19 protein-coding genes and 1 pseudogene are annotated in these 26205 nt (G+C 40.7%); 16 read left to right on the top strand and 4 right to left on the bottom strand.

Annotated features, from left to right (window positions below; translation table 11 throughout):
* The first annotated feature begins 386 nt into the window (after positions 1-386).
* From H7J92_RS14540 to H7J92_RS14610, 14 genes and pseudogenes are all read left to right on the top strand, one after another.
* Positions 387-1193, top strand: coding sequence for a YihY/virulence factor BrkB family protein (locus H7J92_RS14540; protein ID WP_221837617.1), 807 nt, complete (start codon positions 387-389; stop codon positions 1191-1193).
* Positions 1190-1861 (top strand): response regulator transcription factor, encoded by a 672-nt coding sequence (locus H7J92_RS14545; RefSeq protein ID WP_078817679.1) that lies wholly within the window; start codon positions 1190-1192, stop codon positions 1859-1861. The genes H7J92_RS14540 and H7J92_RS14545 overlap by 4 nt, the downstream gene beginning before the upstream one ends.
* On the top strand, positions 1858-3237 hold the full coding sequence (locus H7J92_RS14550) for a sensor histidine kinase (RefSeq protein WP_078817678.1): 1380 nt from the start codon (positions 1858-1860) through the stop codon (positions 3235-3237). The genes H7J92_RS14545 and H7J92_RS14550 overlap by 4 nt, the downstream gene beginning before the upstream one ends.
* Before the next feature lie 74 nt (positions 3238-3311).
* On the top strand, positions 3312-3713 hold the full coding sequence (locus tag H7J92_RS14555) for a hypothetical protein (protein ID WP_078817677.1): 402 nt from the start codon (positions 3312-3314) through the stop codon (positions 3711-3713).
* Between the two features lie 174 nt (positions 3714-3887).
* Complete coding sequence (locus H7J92_RS14560; protein WP_078817676.1) at positions 3888-4541, top strand: hypothetical protein; 654 nt, start codon at positions 3888-3890, stop codon at positions 4539-4541.
* Positions 4542-4934: 393 nt separating this feature from the next.
* Positions 4935-5261, top strand: a complete 327-nt coding sequence (locus H7J92_RS14565) for a hypothetical protein (RefSeq protein ID WP_139365980.1) — start codon at positions 4935-4937, stop codon at positions 5259-5261.
* Between the two features lie 118 nt (positions 5262-5379).
* Positions 5380-5718, top strand: coding sequence for an LPXTG cell wall anchor domain-containing protein (locus H7J92_RS14570; RefSeq protein WP_221837619.1), 339 nt, complete (start codon positions 5380-5382; stop codon positions 5716-5718).
* 242 nt (positions 5719-5960) lie between these two features.
* On the top strand, positions 5961-6869 hold the full coding sequence (locus H7J92_RS14575; RefSeq protein WP_078817673.1) for a sensor domain-containing diguanylate cyclase: 909 nt from the start codon (positions 5961-5963) through the stop codon (positions 6867-6869).
* 24 nt (positions 6870-6893) lie between these two features.
* Complete coding sequence (locus H7J92_RS14580; protein ID WP_221837622.1) at positions 6894-7967, top strand: glycosyl hydrolase family 8; 1074 nt, start codon at positions 6894-6896, stop codon at positions 7965-7967.
* The gene (locus H7J92_RS14585; protein ID WP_221837625.1) at positions 7951-8802 is read left to right on the top strand and encodes a diguanylate cyclase domain-containing protein; all 852 of its coding nucleotides are present in this window, start codon (positions 7951-7953) and stop codon (positions 8800-8802) included. The genes H7J92_RS14580 and H7J92_RS14585 overlap by 17 nt, the downstream gene beginning before the upstream one ends.
* Before the next feature lie 292 nt (positions 8803-9094).
* Positions 9095-10488 (top strand): annotated as a pseudogene (locus H7J92_RS17725) (DUF2334 domain-containing protein).
* Positions 10481-11749 (top strand): glycosyltransferase family 2 protein, encoded by a 1269-nt coding sequence (locus tag H7J92_RS14600; RefSeq protein ID WP_221837631.1) that lies wholly within the window; start codon positions 10481-10483, stop codon positions 11747-11749. Before H7J92_RS17725 ends, H7J92_RS14600 begins: the two are co-directional and overlap by 8 nt.
* A complete protein-coding gene (locus H7J92_RS14605) occupies positions 11750-13861 on the top strand; it encodes a cellulose biosynthesis cyclic di-GMP-binding regulatory protein BcsB (protein WP_221837634.1) in 2112 nt (703 codons plus the stop codon). It begins immediately after the preceding gene.
* Between the two features lie 39 nt (positions 13862-13900).
* Positions 13901-16945: an ATP-binding protein gene (locus H7J92_RS14610; protein WP_078817668.1), complete on the top strand. Its 3045-nt coding sequence runs from the start codon at positions 13901-13903 to the stop codon at positions 16943-16945.
* Between the two features lie 29 nt (positions 16946-16974).
* On the opposite strand, the gene H7J92_RS14615 is transcribed toward H7J92_RS14610, so the two are convergent.
* The 3 genes from H7J92_RS14615 to H7J92_RS14625 form a co-directional block, all read right to left on the bottom strand.
* Positions 16975-18108, bottom strand: a complete 1134-nt coding sequence (locus tag H7J92_RS14615) for a response regulator (RefSeq protein ID WP_221837637.1) — start codon at positions 18106-18108, stop codon at positions 16975-16977.
* A gap of 485 nt (positions 18109-18593) precedes the next feature.
* Positions 18594-19856 carry a DUF5068 domain-containing protein gene (locus tag H7J92_RS14620; protein WP_078817666.1) on the bottom strand — a complete coding sequence of 421 codons (1263 nt, stop codon included), beginning with the start codon at positions 19854-19856 and terminating at the stop codon, positions 18594-18596.
* Positions 19857-20163: 307 nt separating this feature from the next.
* Complete coding sequence (locus tag H7J92_RS14625; protein ID WP_078817665.1) at positions 20164-21630, bottom strand: MDR family MFS transporter; 1467 nt, start codon at positions 21628-21630, stop codon at positions 20164-20166.
* A gap of 245 nt (positions 21631-21875) precedes the next feature.
* On the opposite strand from H7J92_RS14625, the gene H7J92_RS14630 reads away from it, so the two are divergent.
* Entirely contained in the window at positions 21876-22478 is a 603-nt protein-coding gene (locus H7J92_RS14630) for a class I SAM-dependent methyltransferase (RefSeq protein WP_078817664.1), read from the top strand.
* A gap of 96 nt (positions 22479-22574) precedes the next feature.
* On the opposite strand, the gene H7J92_RS14635 is transcribed toward H7J92_RS14630, so the two are convergent.
* Positions 22575-24725: a type IA DNA topoisomerase gene (locus H7J92_RS14635; protein ID WP_078817663.1), complete on the bottom strand. Its 2151-nt coding sequence runs from the start codon at positions 24723-24725 to the stop codon at positions 22575-22577.
* A 216-nt stretch (positions 24726-24941) separates the two neighbouring features.
* Here H7J92_RS14635 and H7J92_RS14640 point away from each other — a divergent pair, with 216 nt between their 5' ends.
* The gene (locus tag H7J92_RS14640) at positions 24942-26003 is read left to right on the top strand and encodes a flavin-containing monooxygenase (protein WP_078817662.1); all 1062 of its coding nucleotides are present in this window, start codon (positions 24942-24944) and stop codon (positions 26001-26003) included.
* Positions 26004-26205: the final 202 nt, after the last annotated feature.

The raw sequence follows: 26205 nt of genomic DNA on the forward strand, positions 1-26205 counted from the left end.
ATGGTCATCATAGTGAGTGGCTTTTTTGTGTTTTTATATAATTAAAATAAATTAGTAAAAAGGCTGTTAATGGATACAGTAAAAATTAGGAAGAAGATGTGTCAGTTGCGCTCATCACCCCTTCCAGAGTCTCAACGCAGTAATGCCCGGTGAGGTAGTCGAGTCTTCCCCCAAGACGGCCGGACGTTGCTACGTATACAAAGCCATTCACTATGGTCCTCATAGCAAACGGCTTTTCTGTGTTTTCATTAATTCGCATAATGAATAATCAAATGACTGTCTCATAAGATAACCAATAGAGCCCATCGAAATGAGACCAATAATATTTAATTTATATTAATTGAGAGGGCTTCATTAGGGTATATTGGTAGTAAGGGGAGAGTGTTATGATCATTACTATCGTACAGCGCTTTTTTAAAGAACGCTTTTTTGATCAAGCTGCACAGAATGCATATTACTTGCTGTTATCCGTTTTGCCTTTTTTACTGGTCGTGTTATCTCTAGTTCAATTTTTGCCGGTTCAAGAGGCAAGTATATTGGCGTTGCTACGACCCTTTGTTCCTGAGGAGTCATTTCAACTAATCGAGCAAAGTGTCCAGTCGATGATTTATAAAAGCCATGGGAAGCTACTTCTATTAAGTGTGCTGGCTGCACTATGGACATCATCTATTGCGGTTCAGTCATTTGCCCGGTCATTGGATCTAACGAACGAAAAAAGGCCACGGCAGCTCTTCTGGATTAGTTTAATACGGAATATAGGTGTGACGGTTCTTTTTATGTTGGTCGTGCCGTTGTCCTTATTTTTGCCGTTACTGGAGAAGTTGCTGCATACGGTGATTGCGTATTATGACGTGTTAGAAGATTGGCAGGGCTGGCTATATATTTGGCCGAATATTAAGTGGGGACTCGGAACAATTTTTTTGCTGCTATTTTTCTTGTTATTTTATCAACTTGTTCCGACGGGTAAAATGAAATGGAAAGAGGCGCTGCCAGGTGCTGTTTTTTCAGCTTTCGGGTGGCAGTTGGTTTCTTTGCTGTTTGGTGATTATGTATCCAGGGTGGATTATTCTAGATTGTATGGTCAATTGGCAGGTATCATTATGCTTGTGTTATGGTTTTATTTGACGGCGGTTATTATTTTACTATCGGGATTGTTGAATGCTGAATGGAAAAGGAGAGGGCGTTTCAGATGAAGATTTTAGTGGTCGATGATGATATACATATCCTAGAGCTGGTAAGCATTCATTTGAGACAGGCGGGATATATCGTGGTGAAGGCGATGAATGGACAACAAGCCTTAGAGTTGGTTACAGAGGAGTGGCCGGACTTGGCGGTAGTGGATGTCATGATGCCGGGGATGGATGGCTATACGTTGACGAAGAGGCTGAGAGAGGATACGGAAATCCCAGTATTGCTCCTGACGGCGAAAGGTGAGTTGGAGGATAAGGAGCGTGGTTTTTTGGCAGGTTCCGATGATTATCTTGTAAAACCATTCGAGCCAAAGGAATTGTTGTTTCGTATTCATGCAATTTTGCGGCGCTATGATAAAGCGGTTGATCGAATGATTCAAATCGGTCCTTTGCTGATCAATCGTCAAAGTTATGAAGTAGTGCTTGGAAAGAAGTCTTTATTATTGCCTCTGAAGGAGTTTGAGTTACTGTCGGTGCTGGCATCCCGGCGCAATCAAGTATTTACACGCGAAGTATTGGTGGAGCGTGTATGGGGATTTGATTATGAGGGTGATGAACAGACGTTAAGCGTTCATATTAAGCGCTTGCGAGACAAGCTTGGAAAGCTGACAGAACAAGTGAAAATTGTGACTGTGCGTGGTGTAGGGTATAAGCTAGAGGTTTCAGAATGAAGTCGCTCTATGGAAAATTTCTTGTGATGACGGTCGGAATTATGCTGACGAGTGCGTTGGTCGCGTTTTTAGCGGTTAATACGTATTATCATCGCTATTTGAAAGAACAGAATGATACGAAGAATGTTGCTGTTGCCGAGCAGATCGCATCGTTTATTGAAGAGGAAAACGGACTTGATTTGACGGCTTATTTTGACATGCTTGCCGCAGCAGGTTACAAGCTAATGATTATTTCGCCTGACAACACCCCTACTTTGTACGGTGAAGCGTTCCGGGTAAATAATTTGGAGATAGAGGCAATTGAACAGGTAAGGAACGGACAAGTGTACCATGGTATGCGGGATTTAAAGGCAGAAACATTTGTGACGGGGTATTTTTCGAATGAATCTGCGAATACAGTCGGAGTGCCCTTTAGCCGTGAAGGCGATACATATGCGCTATTTTTGCGTCCTGATATTAAAATGCTATTCACCGAAATTCATTACTTATTAGGCGGCATGGTAATTGTTATGGCCATTATCAGTTTACTGGCTATGCTCGTTGTTGCGAGAAAGCTGATTGAGCCAATTGTCGTGCTGACAAGAGCAACAAAACGGGTTGGAGAAGAGCAATTCAGCGGCGATATGGCAATTGACCGAAAAGATGAGATTGGTCAATTGGCGAAAAGCTTTCAACAAATGATCAATCGATTGAGTGAGAACGATCAGATACGAAAGGCTTTCATTAGTGATGTGTCGCATGATTTTCAGTCCCCTTTATTAAATATTAAAGGCTATGCAGACTTGCTGTCAGATGAAAATTTACCTGCGAATGAACGCAAGCATTATGCAAACATTATCCAATCGGAGACAGAGCGCTTATCGACGCTGACGAAACAGTTGCTTCTATTGACTTCACTTGATCAGCTAGTTTCCCCATTACAGAAGAGAGTGTTCCGTGTCGATCAGCAAGTGAAGGAGACGGTACGCAAATCACAATGGCTTTTGCAGGAGAAAGAGATGTCGCTTATGCTGGAGATTGATGAAGTGACATATGAAGGGGATCCAGCTTTCCTAGAGAAAGTATGGGAGAATTTATTGTCGAATGCGTTGAAATACACACCTGACGGAGGAACAATTGATATTCAGCTGACAGAACGAGAGAATGAAGTATATTTTTCTATTGAGGATTCAGGAGTCGGTATGTCGGAGGATACGAAAGCACGCGTATTTGATCGCTTTTATCGGGCAGATCACTCCCGAACGCGCGAAGTTGAGGGAACTGGTCTAGGTCTCTCAATTGTAGAACAAGTAGTGCGCCTTCATGACGGCAGGATAGAAGTGATTAGTGAACTTGAGGCTGGTACGACATTTATTGTGCATTTGCCAAAACTGTAATCAGTTGTTCATCTTCCGTTCATCTTGCTCAGGTAGTATAAAGATAATAGAAAGACGATGGGAGGAAATATAAAATGCAAGATAAATGGAGTTTACGTTTGATACGCGTTGCTGCAATTTTTGGTTTAATTGGTACGGTGCTTGGTTCTCATATGGCGGGGGCTGGTTCGTATGCATTTCGTCCAATTCATGCGCATATTTTGTTAGTGGGTTGGCTGTCCGTATTTTCATGGGGCGTATTCTACAAAATTTACCGAGTGCGTGCAAAGAAGCTTCTGACAGTCCAAGGTTGGACAGGAATCGTCGGGGCGATTGGATTGACTGCCGGTATGTGGTTGCAATTCATGCAGCCGTTTAATATTAATGAGACATTTTCGCTGATTTTCTATATTGTCGGTGGAACAGTTCTGCTCGTCAGCTTTGCGCTATTTGTCATCGTGACTTTTATGGTAGAGAAAACAAAAGCAGTTCGTTAATTAGTCGAGAGTCCAAGAAAGCGGTTATTCCGTGTTCTTGGGCTTTTTGTGTTTTGGGGGGAGTGTCTGTCGAAACGTAAAGAACGTTTTTTCTCGATAGTCAGTGTTTTCAACAAAAAAAACAGTTGGGTTATGGCATACTGGATGGACTTATAGCATAAAGGGGCCATGACAATGACAGGAAATAATCGCTTTACACTGACGATGATTTGCTTTGGGTTAGTGATCGCCGCAAGTGTGCTGATCAAGCAGTCGGCTAGTTCGGAGCAGAATGAGCCGAAGCCGGAACTTACAGTGCACGATTATGCGCAGATGAACGTGGCAGTTGAAGACGTGCTGAAGGAGATGCCGGAAATTACAGAGGAGTTGGAACGGATTCATTTGGGGCATATTGAAGATGGGATGGAAGAGCTGCTTTCTGTGAAGAAGGCGGAATTCCGTATACGTGTGGAAAATAATTTAACGAAGCAGGAACATTCAACAGAGTTCATGCGGGCGATGGCAGAGAAAGAGACAGGTCGATACGTGGATGCGCTTCGTGTTGCGAAAGAGGAATATGGAATTCGTGTAGCAGAGGAGGAAGTGACGGAATTCATTAAAAAAAATGTAGCCAATGTTCGCAGTAAGGAGAAGAAGAACTATGCGGAAGCGCTCGGTTTGACGCTTTACCAACTAGATTACCAATTCGATCGGGACTTTTATGTGATGGATGTGCTGTGGGAGAAATTGACGCCACTTGTGATGGAGAAGATTCCGAAGCAGGATGGAGAAAGTGAGAAAGCGTATGGTGAACGGTTGAAGGTCGAGTTTTTAGATCAAGAGGAATGAATACTATAAGGCTAGTGATGCTATGTTTTTTAAAATCTCACTTTAACTAGTGGGGCTGATGAATAGACGGGTAAGAGGATATTACAGGCAGTAGCAATCATGTAAAGTATGGTGTTTATACTCAAACTGATTTTATCGTATGAAAAGGAGCTCACTTAATAGACTCTAGTTTAATTAAGACAAAGATAACATACGTTCTTGTTGTTGGAGACTAAAGATAAGAGAGTGTTAAGTTACTAATTACTATACTAGTTCTGCAAAAAAATAGGAGACTAAGACCGATTTTCATTTGGTTTCAGTCTTTTTTTCTTAGTTTTTTTCTTTAAGAGTTTTGTAAGAGCTGATTTCTACAATAGATTAGTACTGAACTTTTATTGGAGAGTGGATGGTATCGTGCGTAATTCGCTAGGGTGGATACTTGTCATTGCTGGATTGCTACTAATTGGCTATCCATTTTACGAAAAAATCACATATGACCGACAGCAACAGGAACTTCTTGCCGCTTTCGATCAGTTGGGCGAAATGGGTGGCATGTCGTTTCCGGCTCAGCAAAAAAGTGTAAAAGCATCCACAATTCCCAATGAAAAAAATAGTTCTCTATTAAACGGAACTCGCGGTATTATCAAGACGGATGTTTCAGTACTTGAAGACAAAGAAACACCGCAGCTAATACTCGTCACGTGTACACTGCTTGAAGCTGGCAACCGTCCGACCGGCTGATTGTGCAAGTAGAACTAATCGGCACATCGCCGTATTAAATTTGTTATTTATTATTTTATATAAATAAAGTTGCAAAGTACTATTCGTTTGATGAATCGGCAAACAGCGAACCAACGGAATGCATTCAGAAGAGTCTGATAATCCCGGCACCCCAGGTAATCCAGAAGATCCGAGCAACCCGGATGAACCAGGAATACCGGGCAAACCAGATGATTCAAACAACGCGAGTAAGCCTAGCACGCCAGGCAACTCAGGTAATTTGAACAAGCCGGACAATACGAAAAAGCCGTCTGACATTGGTTCTGCTAACATTTCAGACAAAAACGAAGTTGCTAAGGTGGCGGGAGGAAAGAATCTTCCACAAACAGGCGAGGCATATCCAATTGTTTCACTAGCTGCAGGCTTTGTGTTGATACTTGCTGGCTTTTGGATGATACGTAGAAAAAGGCACGCATAAGGAATTACTGAAGAATAGCGCATTTTAAATATTGAATGAAAGCAGCGAGGAATATTTCTATATTCTTCTGCTGCTTTTTTTGGCAAATTTTTATAATTACCAAATATCAACACTATATGCAGGATATTTATGCGAAAGGAATGATTTATTAGACTTATAAGTTTAAGAGTTTTGTAAGAACAATCTCATATACTATTTATACCAATACATGACATTGATACTAAGTGAAGGAGGAATAATAAATGCCTAGCCCTTTTCCTATTAAAAATTCTCAAGTAAGTAATAAAAAATTTATAAATATGATAAAAGAAAGGTTGAATTCGTCTTTTATCTTAGCTATGGCAGATTCGGAAGGGACTATTTTAGAACTAAATGAAAACTTCCAGAACATATTTGGATATGAACCGTCAGAGCTCCATCTATCTGACTTCCAAGTATTAGAATCGGACCTTCCAACAAAAGCTGCGTGGAATGAATTGTTGGACAGAGCCAGCCATGAAGGTCAATGGAATGGGTTATTAATTTTACAGGCAAAAAGTGAGGAATTTTTATGGTTGCAAGCAACTGTTATTCCGTTCACTGAAGGTGCAGACACCATTACAGGTATTTTAATTATTTTTAACGATATAACCTCGAGAGATGAAAGAGACACATGGAGACAAATTGCATGCCGCCATGACCTGACCAATTTACCTAACAGGAGGTCTTTCTATTTAACCATTGCTTCTTATTTGCAGAAGGCGGATCAATTAAAAACCAAACTCGCTATTCTTTATGTAGATCTAGACCAGTTTAAACATATCAACGATACGTACGGACATATGACGGGGGATGAGGTGTTAAAAGGGTTGGCTCATCGTTTTAAGGAACTTTCCTTCATGCAAGACAGGATTTTTCATTTTAGTGGGGATGAGTTTATTATCTTGCTAGATTATCTGGATGACTGTACTGACCAGATTGAAGCCGTTCAAGCAGTATGCGACGAACCGTTTCAAACAAAAAAGGGAAATATTCAAGTTCATCTCAGTATCGGCGCAAGTGTTTATCCGGCTCATAGCTCGGACATATCCATGCTGTTAGAGTACGCAGATTCAGCGATGTTTTTGGCGAAACAACAATCAGGTTCATCATTTAAATTGTATACCTCATAAATGAGTAAGAAAAGGATATGGCATATGAAGAAAAGAACACTATTCATCATAATAATTGTAGCATCCCTGGGGATCTATGGTGTATGGATTCCAGTAGAGAGCAGGGACAGTAGTAAACCTAAAGAAAATTTAGCAGCTGAACAATTTATCCAAAAGTATTTAGTAAAAGGAGATGGGCGCATACAGACCGACTTACTGGATCAGAAGGATATCTATTTGTCAGAAACAGTTGGTCTTTTGATGGACTATTTGTTAGAGAAAAACGATAATGCACAGTTCCGCGATACAGTAGATACACTTAAAAAGTACTTTTTAACGAAACACTATCTAGTTGCTTGGGAGTTGCGTGGTAATGAAAAAGCGCCAGCCAACGCGTTTATTGATGACTTACGAATTATGGCGGCATTGTACAGAGCGGGTGAGAAGTGGAATCATCCTGTTTATACGAAACTAGCTGAGAATATGGAAGCTTCTCTTCTTCGTTACCAGACCCGTAATAGGTGGTTTGTAGATCATATTGACTTGGAGAGTAAGTACCAAGGGGATACGATCACCCTCAGCTATATCATTCCAGATGGTTTTGAGCAGATGCAGTCATTGCCGGAAGAATGGAAGAGCCAAACAAAGCAATTGCTTGTTGGTGCTCCGGCAAGTTCTCGCGGTTTTTACCCAAAATCCTATAATACGCTGTCCGATAAATTCTCATTTGATACGGAAGTCAATTTAATTGACCAGTTTTACGTTGGCTATCATCGTGCCCAATGGAATGGGGATGTGGAGCCTCTTCTGAAATTTGCTAAATCAGCGTTCGCCAAGGAAGGAAAATTATATGGTCGATATAGTTTGAACAGTGGGGAGCCAGTCGTCGCATTCGAAGCAGCTGCTGTTTATGCACTTGCCATCCTTATGTGCTTGGAGTTGGGAGAGCATGATTTTGCAAGACAACTATATCATTCTATGAAAGAAATGCAGCAGTTGGATGAAGGATTGCCTTACTATGGGGGATACACCGATGTTTATTCCGAAGATACCCATACGTTTGACAACTTATTGGCACTACTTGCCGAAAGGAAAGGAATCGATGAAACCATTTTTTAATGTAGAAACGAAAACACTGATGTTCATTTCTTTATTAGTAATTTGCTTGCAAGGTGCAGTATTCGTTTTGATTCAACAACATACACAGGGTATATTGCTCGCGGTTCTGTTGTCATTGTTGACCGTGCTGACCTTATTGGCAGGGTCGCTGGTTGGGCTGCTTTGTAGTTTGGGCATTATATTTCTGGTCGGTTCGTTCTTGCTTTTTCTTTCATTCAGTTCGACTGCCGCCTTGATTCTACCATTGCCGCTTTTACTGGTGTATGGATTTGTTTTATTGTTTGCAGTTCTGACGGCTGGAAAACTGCAGGAATCTATCGTCAATCAAGGCCGTTTGAACCGAAAGCTGCAAGAAGAGATCAATCAGTTGGTTGCCGTAGATGCGTCTACCGGCTTTGATAACAGGAATCGACTGATGTTGGAACTGGAGTTGGAAATGAAGCGAGTTCAACGTTATGGCGGTAGTTTTACCCTTGTGTTGATTCAAATGGAGTACTATAAAGATTTTCAAAAGCTGTATGGAGAGGAGGAGAGACTTCATCTTCTCTCGTCGATTGCCAATAAAGTGCGGCAAGCAGTCCGAATAACCGATCGTAAGTTTCGCTATTCCGCTGATCGACTCGCCCTTTTACTAACACAAACGGATGATACGTCAATTGAGGTAGTTTATGACAAATTGGCACAGTCGCTAAAAGATCATCAACTATTGAATCAAAAGTTTGTGACATTGGCATTCCGTACGGCCTATAGCGTTTACGGAAAACAAACGGAATTACTGGATTGCGAGGACTTCATTTCACAAATGGAAAGTGAGATGGTTGCGCGTGAATTATAAACTGTTGGTCCAAGTATTGATCCTATTCTCCGCGTACATTTTTTCCCCTTTCTATACAGCTGCAACTAGTGAGGAAGAAAAGAATGATATTGCGCTTATTTATATGACGGCGGATGGTGAACTCAACGAGCATGTCTATTTCATAGAAGCAACATTGGCGGGGTTCTCGGAAGCAATCGATCTATATTCAGTGAAAGACGTTATGCCCAATTCATTGCAGGCATATAACCACCTGGTTTTCGTAGGAGATGAGGAAGGAAGGTTGCCGGAAGTTGCTTTAAAGGAAATGGAGATGTTTCCTGGTCAACTTCTTGTCTTTGGATGGAACGCAGATCAATTGGAACGATTTGGGGAATGGGGCTTTTTGGGAGAGGACTCCATACGGAGCGTTGACGGACATTCATTGAAGGAGATTAAGTCCGTGGTCCATGCAATTCCTCCTGGGGATTGCGAAATTTTATCGGAGGGTAGAACAGTAGACAAAAACCTTCCGCTAATTATCAAAAGCGGAAATACAGCATACGTGGCTACGACTGCTTTTGGAACGGAAGAGAAACTTGCTCTTTCTCGCTCGCTATATGTGCTTTTGGATGTGCCAACGTCTGTCCCGCACCCTGCATATATTCGTTTGGAAGATATTTCGCCATTTTCGGATCCCAAGCTTGTTCGGGAAACGGGGAATTATTTAGCCGACCGCAATATCCCGTTTTTTATGGCTGTTATTCCAGTATACGTCAACAGTGAGACGGGAGAACAAATGCCGCTTTCATCCAATAAAGAATTAGTGGAGGTTTTGCTTGACTTGCAGTCTAAGGGAGGGATGGTTATACGCATTCTTACCGTTTTGATGAGACGGGAGAGGGATTTGAGTTTTGGGATGTGCAACTGAACCAGCCGATCACAACCGAAAAGACTGACGAGTTACCCACGCCTATTCTCTCACGTGATGCATTTTCATCCGACAGGGATTATCAGGAGTATCAAAGTGAATTACTGGAAGTTGAAACAAAGTATGTGCAACGTAAGCATACCAAGTCAATTGAAGATTTAACAGAATTAGGGCTCTATCCCATTGCGTTTGAAGCACCCCACTACACGATGAGCTCAAACGGATACGAAGTGACATCTGACTACTATTCATCTCTCTTTGGGCAGATTCAATTGAGCGACTTAAATTGGAGTGTTATGGATGCCCCTTTATTTATATCAAAACCCGCTATTTTATCGGGTATGACACTATATCCAGAAACGATAGGATACATCGACCCTGCACTTCCTGATCCATTTCAAGAAATGGAGAATTCGGTAACCAAACTGCAGGAGGTTCCGGGTTCTGTGATCGGTGGATTTTATCACCCATACTTGGGAGTGGAGTATCTGGCTGAAGTCATTCGGTTAATGGAATCGGTGCCCAATATGGAGTGGCTAGACTATTCCACTACGAATCAACACGTTACAAGTGAACGTGTGACTATTATACAAAATGCAAAAGGTATAGAAGTGCAATCAACGATTACGGAATTTGGTCAGTTGTTTGAAAATGTTAAAGAAAATCCGTTTCAATCCATGCTTTGGCTAATAGTTTTCATTGTGACAGGGTTTCTCACCGTCTTTTTTACCTATGTAGTGAATCTACGTTTTCGCTTGAAAAAACGTTTGTTTAAGGAGAGACCGAATAGTGGCTAATATATTATTTTACAGCGCACTCAGTTTGATTTGGCTCATGTTGCTGTACCACATGTTTTTAATGCAGGGGGGGTATCGGCATTTTAAGACGTACGAACGGGTGATTACCAAGTGGGAGAGAAAGATGGACCATTTACCGACCGTTAGCGTGTTCATACCCGCACATAATGAAGAAATGGTTATCAGCCAAACATTGAAAGCGATGGCACGCCTTCACTACCCAAAAGATAAGCTGGACATTATCGTAATTAATGACAATTCATCAGATCAAACGGGAGAAATTGCACAAGGGTTTGCTGAAAAACACCCTTTTATTCGAGTGATTGAAACATCTACACCTAATCGTGGGATTGGAAAGTCCTCAGCGTTAAATGAAGCACTTGCCCAATCGGATGGAGAAATCATTGTCGTATATGATGCAGACAACACACCTGAACGAATGGCGGTTTGGCACTTGGTGATGGGGCTTCTTAACGATCCGCTTGCAGGCGCGATGGTCGGTAAGTTTCGCGTCAGTAATGCGGAACGCACATGGTTGACCCGCTTTATCAATATCGAGACAATCTGTTTTCAGTGGATGGCACAAGCAGGACGCTGGAATTGGTTCAAAGTTGCGACGATCCCGGGAACTAATTTTGCGATTCATAGGCATATCATGGAACAGCTTGGCGGCTGGGATGTGAAAGCTCTTGCCGAAGATACGGAATTAACAGTCCGAGTCTATGATCTAGGTTACTATATCAGGTTCTTTCCAGCAGCGATTACGTGGGAACAGGAACCCGAGACACTTGGCGTTTGGTGGAAACAACGAACGAGATGGGCACGTGGCAATCAATATGTAGTCATTAAGTTTCTGACTCAGTTTTTTAAATTGAAGCGAAAGCGGATTATCTTTGATTTGTTTTACTTCTTTTTTACCTATTTTCTATTTTTCTTTGGTGTAATCATCTCAAACATGCTTTTCGTTGTGAACTTGTTTTACGATCTTCATTTGCAGATCGGCAATGTAGCATTGATTCTTTGGGGTTTAGCTTTCCTGTTGTTTGTGGCGGAAGTTGCGATTGCGCTAAGTATTGAACGAACAGAGATGACTCGCAAAAATTTTCTATATATTCTTCTCATGTATTTTACGTATTCACAAATGTGGATTCTCCTTGTCATGTATTCACTATTTTTAGAGATCAAACGAGTGTTATTAGGGCAAGAGGTAACTTGGTATAAAACGGAACGCTTTTCAGAAAAGAAAGTGGAGGGAAACTAAATGAGAAGCCTTTTCATAACAGCTTTTACATTATTGGGAATCATGGGATGGCAGACCTTAAGTGCGGATGCACAAATAACCAGACAGCTTCATGTAACGGAAATCGAGCTGGATACGAATAAAAATACATCAAATAACCAGCCAATCACCAATCAGCCAATTGAACTTATTGGCCCAGAACAGGAAACATCCTTCTATTACGAACTTCAGGAAGATCAAAAGAGGACTGACCAGGCACTTGTTTTGAATTTGAGCCATTCAGAGTTGCTGATTGCACCTTCCTCTGTCTCTGTGCGTATAGATGGGAAAACATTGCTTTCTAAATCGTTGACAGGTGAAAAAATGACAAAAAAACTCGTCATACCTTTAGAGGAAGAGGCATTAAAAAAAGGTTTTCATGAAGTGACTGTTTCTTATTACGGAGTGGTTAAAGAAGGAATATGTGTAGAACAGGGAACTACAGGAAACTGGATGACCATCCATATCGATTCATATTTTAATCTGGAGCGAGAATTATTGGAGAAACGTTCATTAAAGAATTATCCCGATGCCTTTACTGGATCGGAAAAAAATCCAATTACCATTATCCTTCCTGAGAATGCCTCAACGGCTACTCTTAATAGTGGTTTGAAGGTAGGAGCTTTTTTATCGAAAGTAGGAAATGAAGATAAATCAGTTCGCATATTGAGAGAGTCTGAAGTCAGGAAAATAACGAATAATGTCTTGTTTTTAGGAAGTGAAGATGAATTTATAAGCTCCTTTATGAAGGATTTGTTCCAACAGACAAAGTTCCCGCTAACGGATGATGCAACTACGTTTTCATTTGAGATCTTAACAGATGGAAAGCATGAAGTGAATGCACTTTTTGCGATCGCTAATTCTCCAGAAGAACTGGAGAATAGAGTATCTATTCTAACTGAACCTCGTTTAATAGAACAATTATCCGGAGAACAATTAGTATTATCTACAATCCCAACGTTACCAGTAGCCCAGGATACGCAGATTGTCTCTTTAAAACATTTTGGTCTATCCAATATGACACTGGACAGTCTGAACCGGGAAAGTCAGCAATTTTTTTACCATCTGCCATATACGTTGGATAAAGAACAGTCACCGATATTGGAGTTACACTTAAAACATACGGCCCTTGCTCCTGATAAGAAGGAGGAGATAGCAACAGAGGAATTGCTTGAGGGAGATATTGAATTAATTGCATGGATCAACAAAGTGCCGCACTCCATTAATATTCAACAGTTAAAAGAGGAGCGTAATGGAGTATATACGGTCCAACTACCGATTGACCACAATACGCTTAAAGACAACCGGACAATCAGTCTACAATTCACTACGAGTGGTTTATTGACAAGGAATCCTTGTATCACGACGGATCAAAGTCGTTGGCTCTATATTGAAGAAGACAGTTTCTTCATACTTCCGAAGGCGGAGAAACAGAAAAAGCATTCGATAGCGGAATTTCCATTCCCATTCGTTGATCAAGGAGAAGATATATTAATTGTTTTACCTTCATCTGAGAGCGTTGATGACAATGAATTGCTGTATTTATACGAAAAACTTCTCGTCAATACACGTTCCATGAATTGGCAGCTAGTGCTTGCGGATGAAGTTTCAGAAGATAGCCTAAAAAAACATCAGTTGCTTTTTATTGGGGGGCCAAATGTTCAACCGGCCCTTCAGAAACAGGTTTCGGAGTTGTTAGTATCACATGAAAAAGGGAAACCCGATTTGGCTTCTGCTGGCTTTTTACCTGAAACCGTCGAAACAGTCAATTGGATTCAACCAAGCGTATGGAGTGAAAAGAAACATACAATGATGGTTTGGGAAAATGTCGATGGAGGAGCATCCATTGATCGGAAAGTAATTGAATTTCTAAGCACAACGGAAGAGTTTGCAACGATGGTCGTTAAGTCGGAAAATGGTAAAATGTATACCAATGCATCCACCATTCAATTAGAATCACCTAGCTCAGAAGTAAAGAGCGATCGGGTGGAAGAACAGTTATCCGGCGTGTGGATTGGAGGACTTGTGGCACTTCTGATTATTTCCTTATCGGGTATTATTTATATCATCCGAAAGAGGCGCCTCAATATATAAAGAGAGGAATTAGTCGAGATCATGTCGAAATAACTCTTTATGAAACCAAAAAAATTACTTTTATTCATTATAACACTCTTGCTGATTCTCACTTCTTTCCGATTGGTGTGGATCGAGTCGAATTATAGCGAAAATACACCGAAGGCAAAAAATGGAGTATTGGATTTGAGAGGGACTCCAGCTCTTTCTGAAGGAATGCTTCCATTGAACGGGGAATGGGAGTTTTACAAAGAGGAGTTTCTTGAGCCGGGCGAACATCCGGAAAATCAACCAATAGAAATTGAAGTGCCAGGTAACTGGAAGAATCACCTCTCAGATAATAACGACCCATTTGGCTATGGAACCTATCGCTTAATGATTCAATTAGATGCAGAGGAAGCTGACACTTATCGACTTTATACAAAAGATCTCGTGTCGGCTTCCCGTTTTTTTATAAACGGTAAAGAAGAAGCGACTCTTGGAAGAACCGCCATAAATAAGCAGGAGGAAGTACCGGATTACCGTCCGCGCACACTGCAGCTTAATGGTCACGTAGAAGAATTAGAAATTCTTATTCATGTCTCGAACTTTCACTCAATGCGTAAAGGAGGCATAATCCAGCCAATGGGGCTGGGGGAATGGTCAGCAACGGAGCAGTCTGTGTTTCAGGACTATGTTTGGCAAATCGTTATAGCGGCTATAGTTTTGCTGCACAGTATCTATTCTTTACTGACCTATCTTTTATTTTCCAGAAAGAAAGAAATGTTATTCTTAGCTCTGGCTCTTTTATCAATGGGTCTATCGATTACTATAGATGATGACAAGTTGCTGCTTTATTTTTTCCCGCACATCCCATTTGATTGGTGGAAAAAAATTATTTATCTTGCATACACAAGCAGTGCCTACTTTTCAGTACTTTTCATCAAGTCGTTAGTGAAGGCAGAAGGCAAACCATTTGGTAAGTGGGCAACCTATTACTTTCGTTTTGTGAATACTTTATATATTCTTTTTGTCATTATTACATTGTTGCCTGTAGAAATATATATGTATATAGTTTACACATTTATCATGCTGATTCCGCTACCGCTACCTGTTCTAATTTATCGTTCAACACTGCCTAAGAAAGATGATTTTTTATACTTTATACTCGCAGTAGTCAGCATATTATCTAGTCTTATATGGGGTTCCTATAAAAGTCGAATTGCCCCTGATCTACCGTATTATCCGTTTGATATGCTAATTGGCATTTTGCTATTTGGTTTGTTTGGGTTTAAAAGATTTTTCATGGAAACCAAAAAAAGCCAAAGATTGACGATGTCTTTGCAGAAAGAGATCCAGCAAAAAGACAACTTTTTGGCAAACACCTCTCATGAGCTGCGGAACCCCCTCCATGGAATATTGAATATTTCACAGACAATTTACGATAGTGGCAAGGGCACAATGACAAAAGACATGAAACGGAATCTGGAAACTCTTATGTCGGTGGGTCGTCGGATGTCCATGATCTTGAATGATTTGTTAGATAGAGAACAGTTGCAAGGAGAAAAAATTCGTCTAGATCAGCAGGCAATTCGTTTGGCGCCTGTTATAACCAATGTCTTTGATACGTTGAAGTTTATGAAGGAAGGAAAATCAATTACATTAGAACATACAATTACTGATAACTTTCCACTGGTGAGAGCAGATGAAAATCGCTTATTTCAAGTTCTTTTTAATTTAGTACACAATGCAATGAAATTTACTGATCACGGCCGTATCAGGATTTCGGCGGAAGTATATCAAGAGATGGCAGTGATTCATGTCAAGGATGAGGGTATTGGTATAGACCAAGAAATCGCAAACACGATATTTTCACCTTACACACAGGACGAACGAGGCATTATGTTCACAGGTGGTGGAGGAATTGGACTTGGATTGAGCATTTGCCGTCAACTTATTGAGTTGCATGGAGGGACTATACAAGTAGAATCTGAAGAAGGAAGAGGTTCTACCTTCACCTTTACATTACCTATTGCTGCTGTACAAGATGATGGCGAAAGTATACCGCTGATTGAACTGGCTGAAGCGGAGTCGTCTGGCTATGCTGACTTTTTGGACAGAACATTGTACAGCACAGCCGAACGAATACTAGTTGTGGACGATGATCCGATGAACTTAACGATTATCAAGCGAATGCTCGTGGCGGAAGGATATGAGGTCGTTGCTTGTACGACTGGTAAAGAGGCTTTGTGGCAGTTGGATGCTGGCAATTGGGATCTCATCATATCGGATGTCATGATGCCGTATATGTCGGGCTACGAGTTGACGCGTAGTATACGAGAAAGGTTTTCAGTAGCAGAACTACCTATTTTATTATTAACCGCCCGAACACAGCTGATCGACATTCAGATGGGATTTGAAGCTGGCGCAAATGACTACGTCAGGAAACCGGTTGAAAAACTGGAACTGATGACGCGTGTACGAGCACTTACCACGTTGAACAATACAATAGCCGAACGAGTACAAATGGAAGCGGCCTGGCTACAAGCACAAATCCAGCCGCATTTCCTTTTCAATACACTCAATACGATAAGTGCATTAAGTGAAATTGACCCAGAGAAAATGATCAAGCTACTAGAAGAATTCGGAAACTATTTACAGGGGAGTTTCACGGCGCAAAATTTAGAGCAGACAGTTCCGTTAGAAAAAGAATTAGCACTCGTTGAATCTTATATTTTCATTGAACAGCAACGTTTTGGCGAACGTTTGAATGTTGAAATGAATATCGACTCAGTATATGGGGCGCAAGTTCCGCCGTTGTCGATTCAAACCTTGGTTGAAAACGCAATAGAACATGGCGTATTGAAACGTCCGGAAGGCGGTACCGTTCATATTGAAGTTATGGAAAATGGTGATTTCGTGGATATTGCCATTTCTGACAACGGACTTGGAATGAAGGAAGAGGAGATAGAGGCTATCTTCGAGGATTCTAGTAATAAAAGACAAGGGGTCGGTCTACCAAATACGAATAAACGGTTGCGTCAGTTGGGCAATCAGGGCTTGACCATCGAGAGTACTCCGCAAGTTGGCACTATTGTCCAATTTTCCACGCCTAAACAAAAATAGGGAGAAATTCCTGCCGGTTTCCTCCCATTCTACAATTGATCACTAAAAAGAACTTGTTTATACAAAGCATCTGTGGAGTGGTTGGGCGAAATGCCCAGCTCCTCCATAACACGTGCTTTAAAATCATGATAGACTTTTATAGCTTCTGTTCGATTCCCGCTCTGTATATAGTGTTCTAGAAGCTTTTGCAAGACTTGCTCTGAGTATGGATCTAGCTGAAATAATCGTGTGAGATGGAATAGTTTGTTCTTTGCCTCTCCGATTAAGTCATAGTAATCAATAGTGCGTTCAATTAGCTGATACAACGACTGACGCATGTTCATGGAATGAATATGCGACCATTCGTAGCCTTCCTGCTCCATATAATCGCCTTTGTACTGATTTATAGCTTCTTCAAAAAGCTGAACATTATCGGGGGTTATTTTAGAATGCTTAATGAGCAAATGTTCGATATTGATTGCATCACACTGAAAATTTGAGAGGTCCAAACAATAACTTTGATTGGCAAAAGTGATGACTTTTGGATGTCCAATAGTTGCAAGTGTTTTTCGCAGATGAGAAAGGGCAGTATGCAATTGAATTTTAGCCTTGTCATATTCCGTATCCGGCCAGAGAATATCGATCAAAACATCTCGGTTGATAAATGTACGATGATGTGTGATAAAGAAAGCAAATAACTCTTTTACTTTAGCCGTTTTCCACTTCACCGGCTGGCCATTAGAATACACTGTAAACTCAGCGAAACATTGGATTTTCAACTCTTCATACGGAACCAGACCTGGCTGCTGAGCGGGTGTAGCCAGAAGATGCTGTCGTAAACGCAAAATGGTTTTTTGCAATCTTTCGTCCGTTAAAGGCTTTAAAATATAGTCAATCGAATTCAACTCAAACGCCTCTATCGCATAATCTCTATAAGCAGAAACGAAAACGATGCAAACAGATGGATGAACAGATAAAATATGCTCAGCTAAATCAATTCCATTGATTCCTGGCATTTCAATGTCTAAAAATGCAACGTTAAATGAGAGCTGTTGCAGACCTTCCAGTAAAAGAAGCGGGTTAGCGAATGTTTTAATGACCTCAAGATCTTCGAAAGTACGAAGCTTGTGCGAAAACAACTGCAATGCTAATGGTTCGTCATCGACTAGGATTGCCCGAATCATCCTTACTCCCCCTTTTAGGACATAACCAATGTATCCATTGTATTCTATTTCTTGTAAAATTTACAGAGTTGAAAAAGAAAGCTTGAAAATTTCATTTACTAATAAATAGCGCCAGTAATATTTAATAATGAGTAATCTTTTGAGAAAAGGGATTTGTAGCAGTTCAAAATAAATTGCATGCTATGCGGTAGTGGTACTTATGAAACTGTGATGAAACAGCAAAGTGACGATCTTCTACTAGTGTATGTAGAGGAAATGTATCTGTCATCTACAGTGCTCATCAAAAAAATTATCAATGTACAGATGGAAAGATGTTCTGTTCGTGAATGAAGTTTACAAGAGGAATTTAAAAGAGCCGTGAACCCAGTATATCGAAGCTCGTAGTATGGAAGAAAACTGGTCGACCATTAAACTAGTTTAAGACGATTAGAAGAAATAAAAAGCGACATCCAATAGGTCAAAACCTATCGGACATCGCTTTTTTATTACTTCATAGGCAAGTCGAATGTGACCGACTTTTCTTTAAATAACCTTTTGGCATTGCTGTCAGATAACGGACCGAATTGAATCTTCAGTTCCTTCAATAAATCGAACTCGTCTTTACGGAAAAGGAAGACGGCCAAAATTTCTTCCTTTTCACCAGGCTGCAAGTCACCATAGAGAGTAGGTTCTAGCATACCTTCTGATAACATGGTACCTCGGTTTTGGTCTAAAATTAACCGTTTTTGAATCAATGATTTCGTGATGGCTTCTCCGCTATCGTTCTTCACTTGGAACTTTGCCGTTAATGCAACGAGCGGGCCATCGCCGAAATTGCGGAATCGCTCAGCATGAGCTGTTGTCGGCTTAATATTGGCAAATTGTATGCCGTCAAGTGTAATGGTAACTTTATCAATTTTCTGTGTTTCATTCATATCTTCCTTTGCGAAGAACAAGTCTTTATCTGCAATGGTGTCCGTTACCATTTTATCGGCGTAAAGATCAGAACTTTTCGATGCTTTTTCTGCTCCATCTTCGTTGAATGGAATTTTAAAAATGGCTTCCTTGCCGATTCGCTTGTCAAAATCATCTTCCAGCAAGGGAATATCAACAGTGAACGTTGGGGCTACCAAGCGCTCATACTGATCCTTTGTCATGGTGTACGCTTGCATTCCAGTATATTTTCCAGGAGCGTATTGACGAACGGTATTATCTTCATTACCTTTTAGCCAATCATCCCGATCCACAAGGCTGCTTCGCATATATAAGTTTTCAGTACCATCATCGGAAAGCATCATCGTACTTGCATTGTAAAATACATCTTCATCCAAATTGTTTTCGAATCCTAGTTTATATGTAATAACATATCCTTCGTCTTCATCATCAAAATTATGCTTGGCCGATTCATTCATGTTCGTGACATGGGCAATTTGGTACTCTTCAATGGCGAGTGACACTTTTTCCGAATATGCGTGTTTCAGATTGGGATCGGTATTCGTGTAAACGATTTCTACGTCGCCGCCCGTCTCTTCTTCCAGATACGGATTTATGTTTTCTGCGGATTCGCTGTCACCGCGTTCATCAGATTCTTTGTTTTTTTCTGTTTCAGCTGTTTCGCTATCATTATTTTGATTGCCTTTTACTTCAGTTTCATTTTCAGGTAGTTCAGTAGCGGATACTTCATCTTCCTTTTCTTGCGCTTTTCCACAAGCACCGAGGATGAGAACTGCCGCCAAGATGCTGCCGATCACACTTCGTTTCATATTCATATTATTGGGCCCCCTTCATTTACGAGTCATCTACCATATTATTGTAGCAGGTTATATATTGGTAAAAAGAAGCATTTTTAGAAATAGTCCTTAAGGTTTCATATAAAGGTAATTAATACAGGTAGTCCTAAAAAAGCGACAATAAAAAAACTCTCTTCACCTAGTGAACAGGCGAAAAGAGGGAGGAGATAGTATAAACGGTATCTATCATTGAAAATCAATCAGTTATTATAAGAAGTATCTTGTACATATTCAAACTCCTTTTGGGTTATTTAAATCCTTTCAAATCTCTAAATAACCAAAGTAGTCATGGTTTTGAAATCTCTTGATCCTCTCTTGGCGTCGCGCGATACACAATAAACGATAAAATCAGTGCTACGATCGACATCGCAAACGCAATAAAGTAGACCAATTCCACGCCCGCTACGAGTGCAAGATTCATTGTTGCAGGATCTTTCGGTGTTTCAGACTGCTGCAACACATGTAATTGGCGAGCATTCATTATACTAATGAAGACGGATACGCCAATCGCTCCTGCAACCGGCTGTAGTGTCGACATGACAGCTGTACCGTGTGGATAAAGCCGCTTCGGCAATTGATTCAGTCCATTCGTTTCGGCAGGCATCATAATGGCGGAAACCGATAGCATGATCAAGATATAGCCAACGACGACTATCCATACTGGGGTATCTACTGTCAATTGGCTCATCATGAACATCGTACCGCTCAATACCAGTGTCGCTGGAATCATCAGCACACGAGGACCAAATTTATCGAATAGAGAGCCCATGAATGGAGACATAATCCCATTTAAAATACTACCTGGCAAAAGCACCAATCCAGCCGTCGCAGCTGTAAGCGCAAGAGGACCCTGCATATAAATTGGCAAAATAATTTCTGACGCGAACATAGCCATGATGATAATTAAAAACATGAACACGGCATGTGTAAACATTGGGTAACGAAATACTCGCAAGTCCATTATCGGCTCTTTTAGCTTTAATTGCCTCCACGCAAAAAGGAAGATTCCGATGACTCCAATCCCGATGAATAGCCAAACACTTGGAGTTTGAAATCCATTCGCACTCTCTCCAACGGAACTAAATCCATATACTATTGAACCAAATCCGATAGTTGAAAGGATTAACGAAGTAAAATCAATTTTTGGCTTGGTTACTTCAGAGACATTGATTAAATATCTATACGCAAAGGCAATTGAAAATAATGCAAATGGAATGACAATGATGAACAAATAACGCCAGCCTAAATATTCAACAATCACGCCTGATAATGTAGGTCCAATTGCAGGCGCAAACATAATGACAAGTCCGATGAGCCCCATTATTTTTCCCCGGCGTTCTGGTGGGTAAATCAATAAAAATACATTGAAAATGATGGGCATTAATAGTCCTGTACCGACCGCTTGAATCAATCGTCCTGTTAATAGTACAGGGAAGTTAGGGGCACTTGCACAGATGATCGTGCCGATTGTAAATACTGTCATTGTTCCCAGAAACAATTGACGCGTTGTGAACCACTGCAAGAGCAGGGCAGAAATCGGGATGACAATCGCCATGACGAGCAGGAAGCCTGTCGCCATCCATTGCACTGTTGCCAACTTAATCGAAAACTCATCCATTAGTGTAATGAGCGCAATATTCAATAACGTTTCGTTCAAAATAGCAAAAAAAGCGCCAATAATTAGCGATAACATGAGCGGCAATACTTTCACATTTGGATTATCCGCTAAGTACTCATATTGTTTGTTTTCCATTACACAACCTCTTTCATTATTACTAAAGCATTATAATTATAATCGACTACCCGGTGAGTGCAAGTTTTACGGATCATTATACGTATATAGCAGAACCGTTTGTTCCAACTCAAGTGTTTTTTCAAGGATATTCTAATGAATGTCTGCTTGCATTATACATGAAAAGACCCTTTTTCTATGGTACGTTGGGATTACTACTTTTCAAATGAGTACTTGAGTGAAAATATGGAAGGAGAGAGCGAATAATGAACCATTGGAATACACGTTTTCAATCCGAGAATTACGTTTACGGCAAGGAACCAAATGTTTTTTTGAAGGAATTTCAAAAGAAAATAGAAGTTTCAGGTGATGCACTGACCATAGCAGAAGGAGAAGGGCGCAATGCTGTTTACTTAGCAGAGCAGGGAATGAACGTCACTACATGGGATTATGCCGAATCGGGTCTTATAAAAACCAGGAAACTTGCAGAAGAACGGGATGTCAAGATCTCGACAGAGCTGGTTGATTTAAACGAAGCAAGCTGGGAGAAAGACAAATGGGATGAAATCGTGTGCGTTTTTGGTCATTTTCCGACAGAGCTTAGGCAAAAAACTCTTCAAAGTGTAAAAGAAGCCATAAAGCCAGGCGGTTATTTTCTGACGGAGGTTTATTCAAAATATCAGCTCCCTTATAAAAGTGGCGGACCACAAGATATCAATTTTTTATATAAACCCGAAGAATTTTTGGAACTCTTCGAGGAATGGCACATTGTTCACTTTTTCATGGGAGAGGTTTCGCGCCACGAAGGAGAGCTTCACAATGGACTATCCCATGTTATTCAATTTGTTGGTCAAAAACCGCTGGAGTAAAAGAATTACATCCAAGAAATATACTATGTGTAAGTCATTTCATTCTATCTGAATTCAATTGATATCCCCCACTTATATAAGTGGGGGATGAATCTGTTATTTTTCCTGCCTTATGTTAAAATCCAAACTCAACTTCCCATCTATTAATGCGAGCGCTGCATTAAATGTGCTACCATTTTGAGCGGTAAAACCTTTGATCACATTGGTTTTCCCTTTCGTACATAGCAGTTTCACTTGACTTGGGGTCAGTTTTTTCTTGAGAAATAAACCGGGGAATGTTTGCTTACAACCATTTTTATAATTACTGCAGCCATAGAAGCTTTTGCGAGCTACGATCGTTCCTTGTTTGCATGTTGGACAAGGGGCGATCTCTTGCGGCGTGTAAGAAGATCTCGATTTTTTAGTGCAAGCCGGCAGTGTCACCGTGACCGTTTGGTCTTCCAGTTGTTCCGGGACTTCATTCAACAGCTTTTGAATGAACTTGGCGATTGTATCTAAGAAATGTTGTGCCGATCCTTCACCCGTCCCAATTTTACGCAAATAACTTTCCCATTTCGCTGTCATGGAAGGACTGGCAAGTAAGTTTCCTTCAATTGCTTGGCAGAGTACGCGTCCTTTATCGGTTATCGATACTACGTTCTTCGAAACGCTGATATAGCCATGTTTCTTGATCGTTTCGATGATGTTACTTCGGGTCGCTTCCGTACCGAGTCCTTCTACTTCCTTCAAAATTTCCGTTTCCTCTTTATCCTCAATTAATTTTCCGCATGTTTTCATCATGGCAATTAACTGGCCCTCTGTGTAAGGTTTTGGTGGCTGTGTTTTGCCTTCCTTAATAGCAATCTCACTGGTAACCGGTTCGTTAAGTTGAAGCGGCGGTAAAGCTTTCTCTTCCTTTTTCTCTTCCTTTGAGGTGCCGAAAAGTGCCTTCCAGCCAAGGTCACGTTCTGTTTTCCCGACTGTGAAAAATGGCAATCCGTTAACATTCGTCGTTACTTTCGTTTCGGTATACAAATAATCCATATGAAACATAGCGAGCGTCGTGCGAACCACTTCTTCATAGAGATTACGCTCAATTCCCGATAATTTAGCAAGAGCCGCTTCAGTAGGAATCTTTTTTGTCGGGATGATGGCGTAATGTTCCTGAACCTTTGAGCTGTCCACATAGCGTTTTTTAGGTGTCAGAGACGCCGTGAATGGATGGTGAATGAGCTGTTGATATGCATTGACTTGGTCGCGCAAATAGGCAAATTCATTCGGTGTAATATGCCGTGTATCGGTACGCGGATAGGAGACAAGTTTCTTTTCATACAGTGTCTGCATCGTTTTCAGTACATTGGCAGGGCTTGTCTTCCAACGTCGATTAGCCGTCGCCTGCAAAGTAGACAATGAATGAAGCTGTGGCGGCGGCATCCGTTTGTCTGTATTTATAACAGACGTGACAACACCAGGAGTATCTAGCTGAATTTGATGTTTCGCTAACAGTTCTTGCACAATTTCGCGCATTGGTTCTTTTACCTTTGCCTTGCCTTTATACTTGCCATGTTCAGACGTGAAAAGTGCTTCCACTTCAAAGAAGGGTTCTGATACAAACGTTTCGATTTCCTGTTGTCGCTGATAGATTAAGTATACCGTCGGGGACTGAACGCGGCCGATCGGAAAGACTTCTTGAATACCTTTTGCCTTTAATAAAAGTGTGTACAACCGAGAACCGTTCATACCGACAAGCCAGTCACTGATCTGTCGTGCTTTAGCCTCTTCATAGAGCAGCAAATCTTGCCGATTGTCCCGCAAGTTCGCAAAACCTTTTCGTACTTCATCTACTTCCAAGGAATTGATCCAAAGTCGCTTAATCGTTTGATTGCGTGCGCCAGTCATGTTGTAAATGGAATAAAAGATGTTGGATCCTTCACGGTCCACATCACAAGCATTAATGACGACGTCGGTCGCGCGCATCAATCTCTTCACCGCTTGAAATTGTTCATACTTTCCCTTCGCAATTTGAAATTCATAACGTTCCGGTAGTATCGGCAAACTCCCAAGCGTCCAGCGATTCCAGCGATTGTCGTACGCTTTTGGTTCTTTTAATTCGACGAGGTGCCCGATGCCCCATGTGATGATTGCGCCTTGCGGAAAAAGCTGACTTTGCGCTAGTTCGATATGTGTTTTTTGTCGATTTTTTACATTAAAGGCTTCTGCATAGGCTTTTGCCTGGGATGGTTTTTCGGCTAAAATGACTGGTTTCATAGAAACACCTCTTTCACGTATGAGATGAAACGTTAGTTCTTATAGTTGTATTATCGCATAAATGAGTCAGGTCATCTAATATTTGGCTAGAAGCTGAAATTAATATTTAAAGAAATAATCATAACTAATTGATTGCTAAAATAATATATAATAAACTTAGTTCAAATGATCGTTTGAATGAAAGGGGCTTGGAAAATAAAATTAGGGGTGGAATAAATGGAGCGTTATGATGTAATTATAGTTGGGGCAGGACAAGCGGGGATTGCTATGGGTTATTATTTGAAGCAAGAAGGGCTTTCCTTCTTATTGATAGATTCTAAAGAAAGAATTGGAGACACATGGAGACAAAGGTACGATTCATTAGTTTTATTTACTACAAGAAAATATAGCTCCTTACCAGAAATGCAAATGGACGGCCCACCGGAAGGATTTCCAACAAAAGACGAAATTGCAGATTACCTAGAGCAATACGTCAGTCGTTACGATTTGCCAGTGCATCTTAATACGAAAGTTACAACTATAAAAAAAGAGCGTGGAGTGTTTTATATAGAAACGAGTCGAGGAATTTTAGAAGCTAAACAAGTTGTAATTGCCTCAGGTGCATTCCAGAAACCTTTTGTTCCGCAAGTTGCAGTTAATAAGACGGGAGGACCATTCCAAATTCATTCTTCTCTTTATCGTTCGCCTAAGCAACTATTGAAAGGCTCAGTACTGGTTGTTGGTGGTGGTAATTCGGGAGCACAAATTGCGGTTGAGTTAGCCCATGAGAATCCTGTAACTTTGGCTGTAAGCCGTCCATTTAAATTTTTACCTCTTCACTTTTTAGGGAAAAGTATATTTTATTGGCTGGATCTAATAGGGTTATTGCATGCTGGTATCAATACCAAAAGAGGAAAGTGGTTCAGCAAACAACATGACCCTATCTTTGGAAGTGAATTAAAGGCTTTGATGAAAGAAGGACGAGCCTGCGTCAAGCCTAGGGTAGTCAAAGTGGAAGGCAATGAAGTCTCGTTTGAAGATCATAGTGTCCAAAACTTCGAAAATATCATATGGTCAACCGGGTTTATTCCATTTTATGATTGGATTCAAATAGATGGTGCTATCTCAGAAAATAGAAAACCTGTCCATAAAAGAGGTATAAGTCCGATAAGAGGTCTATATTTCATAGGATTACCTTGGCAACATCAACGCGGATCAGCGTTGATCTGTGGGGTTAGCCAAGATGCAAAGTACTTAGTTTCTCATATTGCAGAATTTGTGAAAGAGAATACACTCTAAAACGATGCAGAATTCAATAAAACCAAGAAAATTTAAAGTACAGAATTAAAAATCTGACATAATAAGATGACAGGCTCCATAACGGCATCTCTTTAAAAATATAATGGAAACATTTGTTCTTTTATTATCGCATAGATTGGTGAGGTTTTCTAATTTGGATTAATACGGAAGAGAAAGTAGACACAAGTCAGATAATAATTCA

The sequence above is a fragment of the Sporosarcina aquimarina genome, assembly GCF_019748715.1.
GTDB classification, from domain to species: domain Bacteria; phylum Bacillota; class Bacilli; order Bacillales_A; family Planococcaceae; genus Sporosarcina; species Sporosarcina newyorkensis.

Bases quoted from the DNA above. Each gene is read 5' to 3' on its own strand.
- H7J92_RS14540 (WP_221837617.1), top strand. From the start codon at position 387: ATGATCATTACTATCGTACAGCGCTTTTTTAAAGAACGCTTTTTTGAT.
- H7J92_RS14545 (WP_078817679.1), top strand. From the start codon at position 1,190: ATGAAGATTTTAGTGGTCGATGATGATATACATATCCTAGAGCTGGTA.
- H7J92_RS14550 (WP_078817678.1), top strand. From the start codon at position 1,858: ATGAAGTCGCTCTATGGAAAATTTCTTGTGATGACGGTCGGAATTATG.
- H7J92_RS14555 (WP_078817677.1), top strand. From the start codon at position 3,312: ATGCAAGATAAATGGAGTTTACGTTTGATACGCGTTGCTGCAATTTTT.
- H7J92_RS14560 (WP_078817676.1), top strand. From the start codon at position 3,888: ATGACAGGAAATAATCGCTTTACACTGACGATGATTTGCTTTGGGTTA.
- H7J92_RS14570 (WP_221837619.1), top strand. From the start codon at position 5,380: ATGCATTCAGAAGAGTCTGATAATCCCGGCACCCCAGGTAATCCAGAA.
- H7J92_RS14575 (WP_078817673.1), top strand. From the start codon at position 5,961: ATGCCTAGCCCTTTTCCTATTAAAAATTCTCAAGTAAGTAATAAAAAA.
- H7J92_RS14580 (WP_221837622.1), top strand. From the start codon at position 6,894: ATGAAGAAAAGAACACTATTCATCATAATAATTGTAGCATCCCTGGGG.
- H7J92_RS14585 (WP_221837625.1), top strand. From the start codon at position 7,951: ATGAAACCATTTTTTAATGTAGAAACGAAAACACTGATGTTCATTTCT.
- H7J92_RS14605 (WP_221837634.1), top strand. From the start codon at position 11,750: ATGAGAAGCCTTTTCATAACAGCTTTTACATTATTGGGAATCATGGGA.
- H7J92_RS14610 (WP_078817668.1), top strand. From the start codon at position 13,901: ATGAAACCAAAAAAATTACTTTTATTCATTATAACACTCTTGCTGATT.
- H7J92_RS14615 (WP_221837637.1), bottom strand. From the start codon at position 18,108: ATGATTCGGGCAATCCTAGTCGATGACGAACCATTAGCATTGCAGTTG.
- H7J92_RS14620 (WP_078817666.1), bottom strand. From the start codon at position 19,856: ATGAATATGAAACGAAGTGTGATCGGCAGCATCTTGGCGGCAGTTCTC.
- H7J92_RS14625 (WP_078817665.1), bottom strand. From the start codon at position 21,630: ATGGAAAACAAACAATATGAGTACTTAGCGGATAATCCAAATGTGAAA.
- H7J92_RS14630 (WP_078817664.1), top strand. From the start codon at position 21,876: ATGAACCATTGGAATACACGTTTTCAATCCGAGAATTACGTTTACGGC.
- H7J92_RS14635 (WP_078817663.1), bottom strand. From the start codon at position 24,725: ATGAAACCAGTCATTTTAGCCGAAAAACCATCCCAGGCAAAAGCCTAT.
- H7J92_RS14640 (WP_078817662.1), top strand. From the start codon at position 24,942: ATGGAGCGTTATGATGTAATTATAGTTGGGGCAGGACAAGCGGGGATT.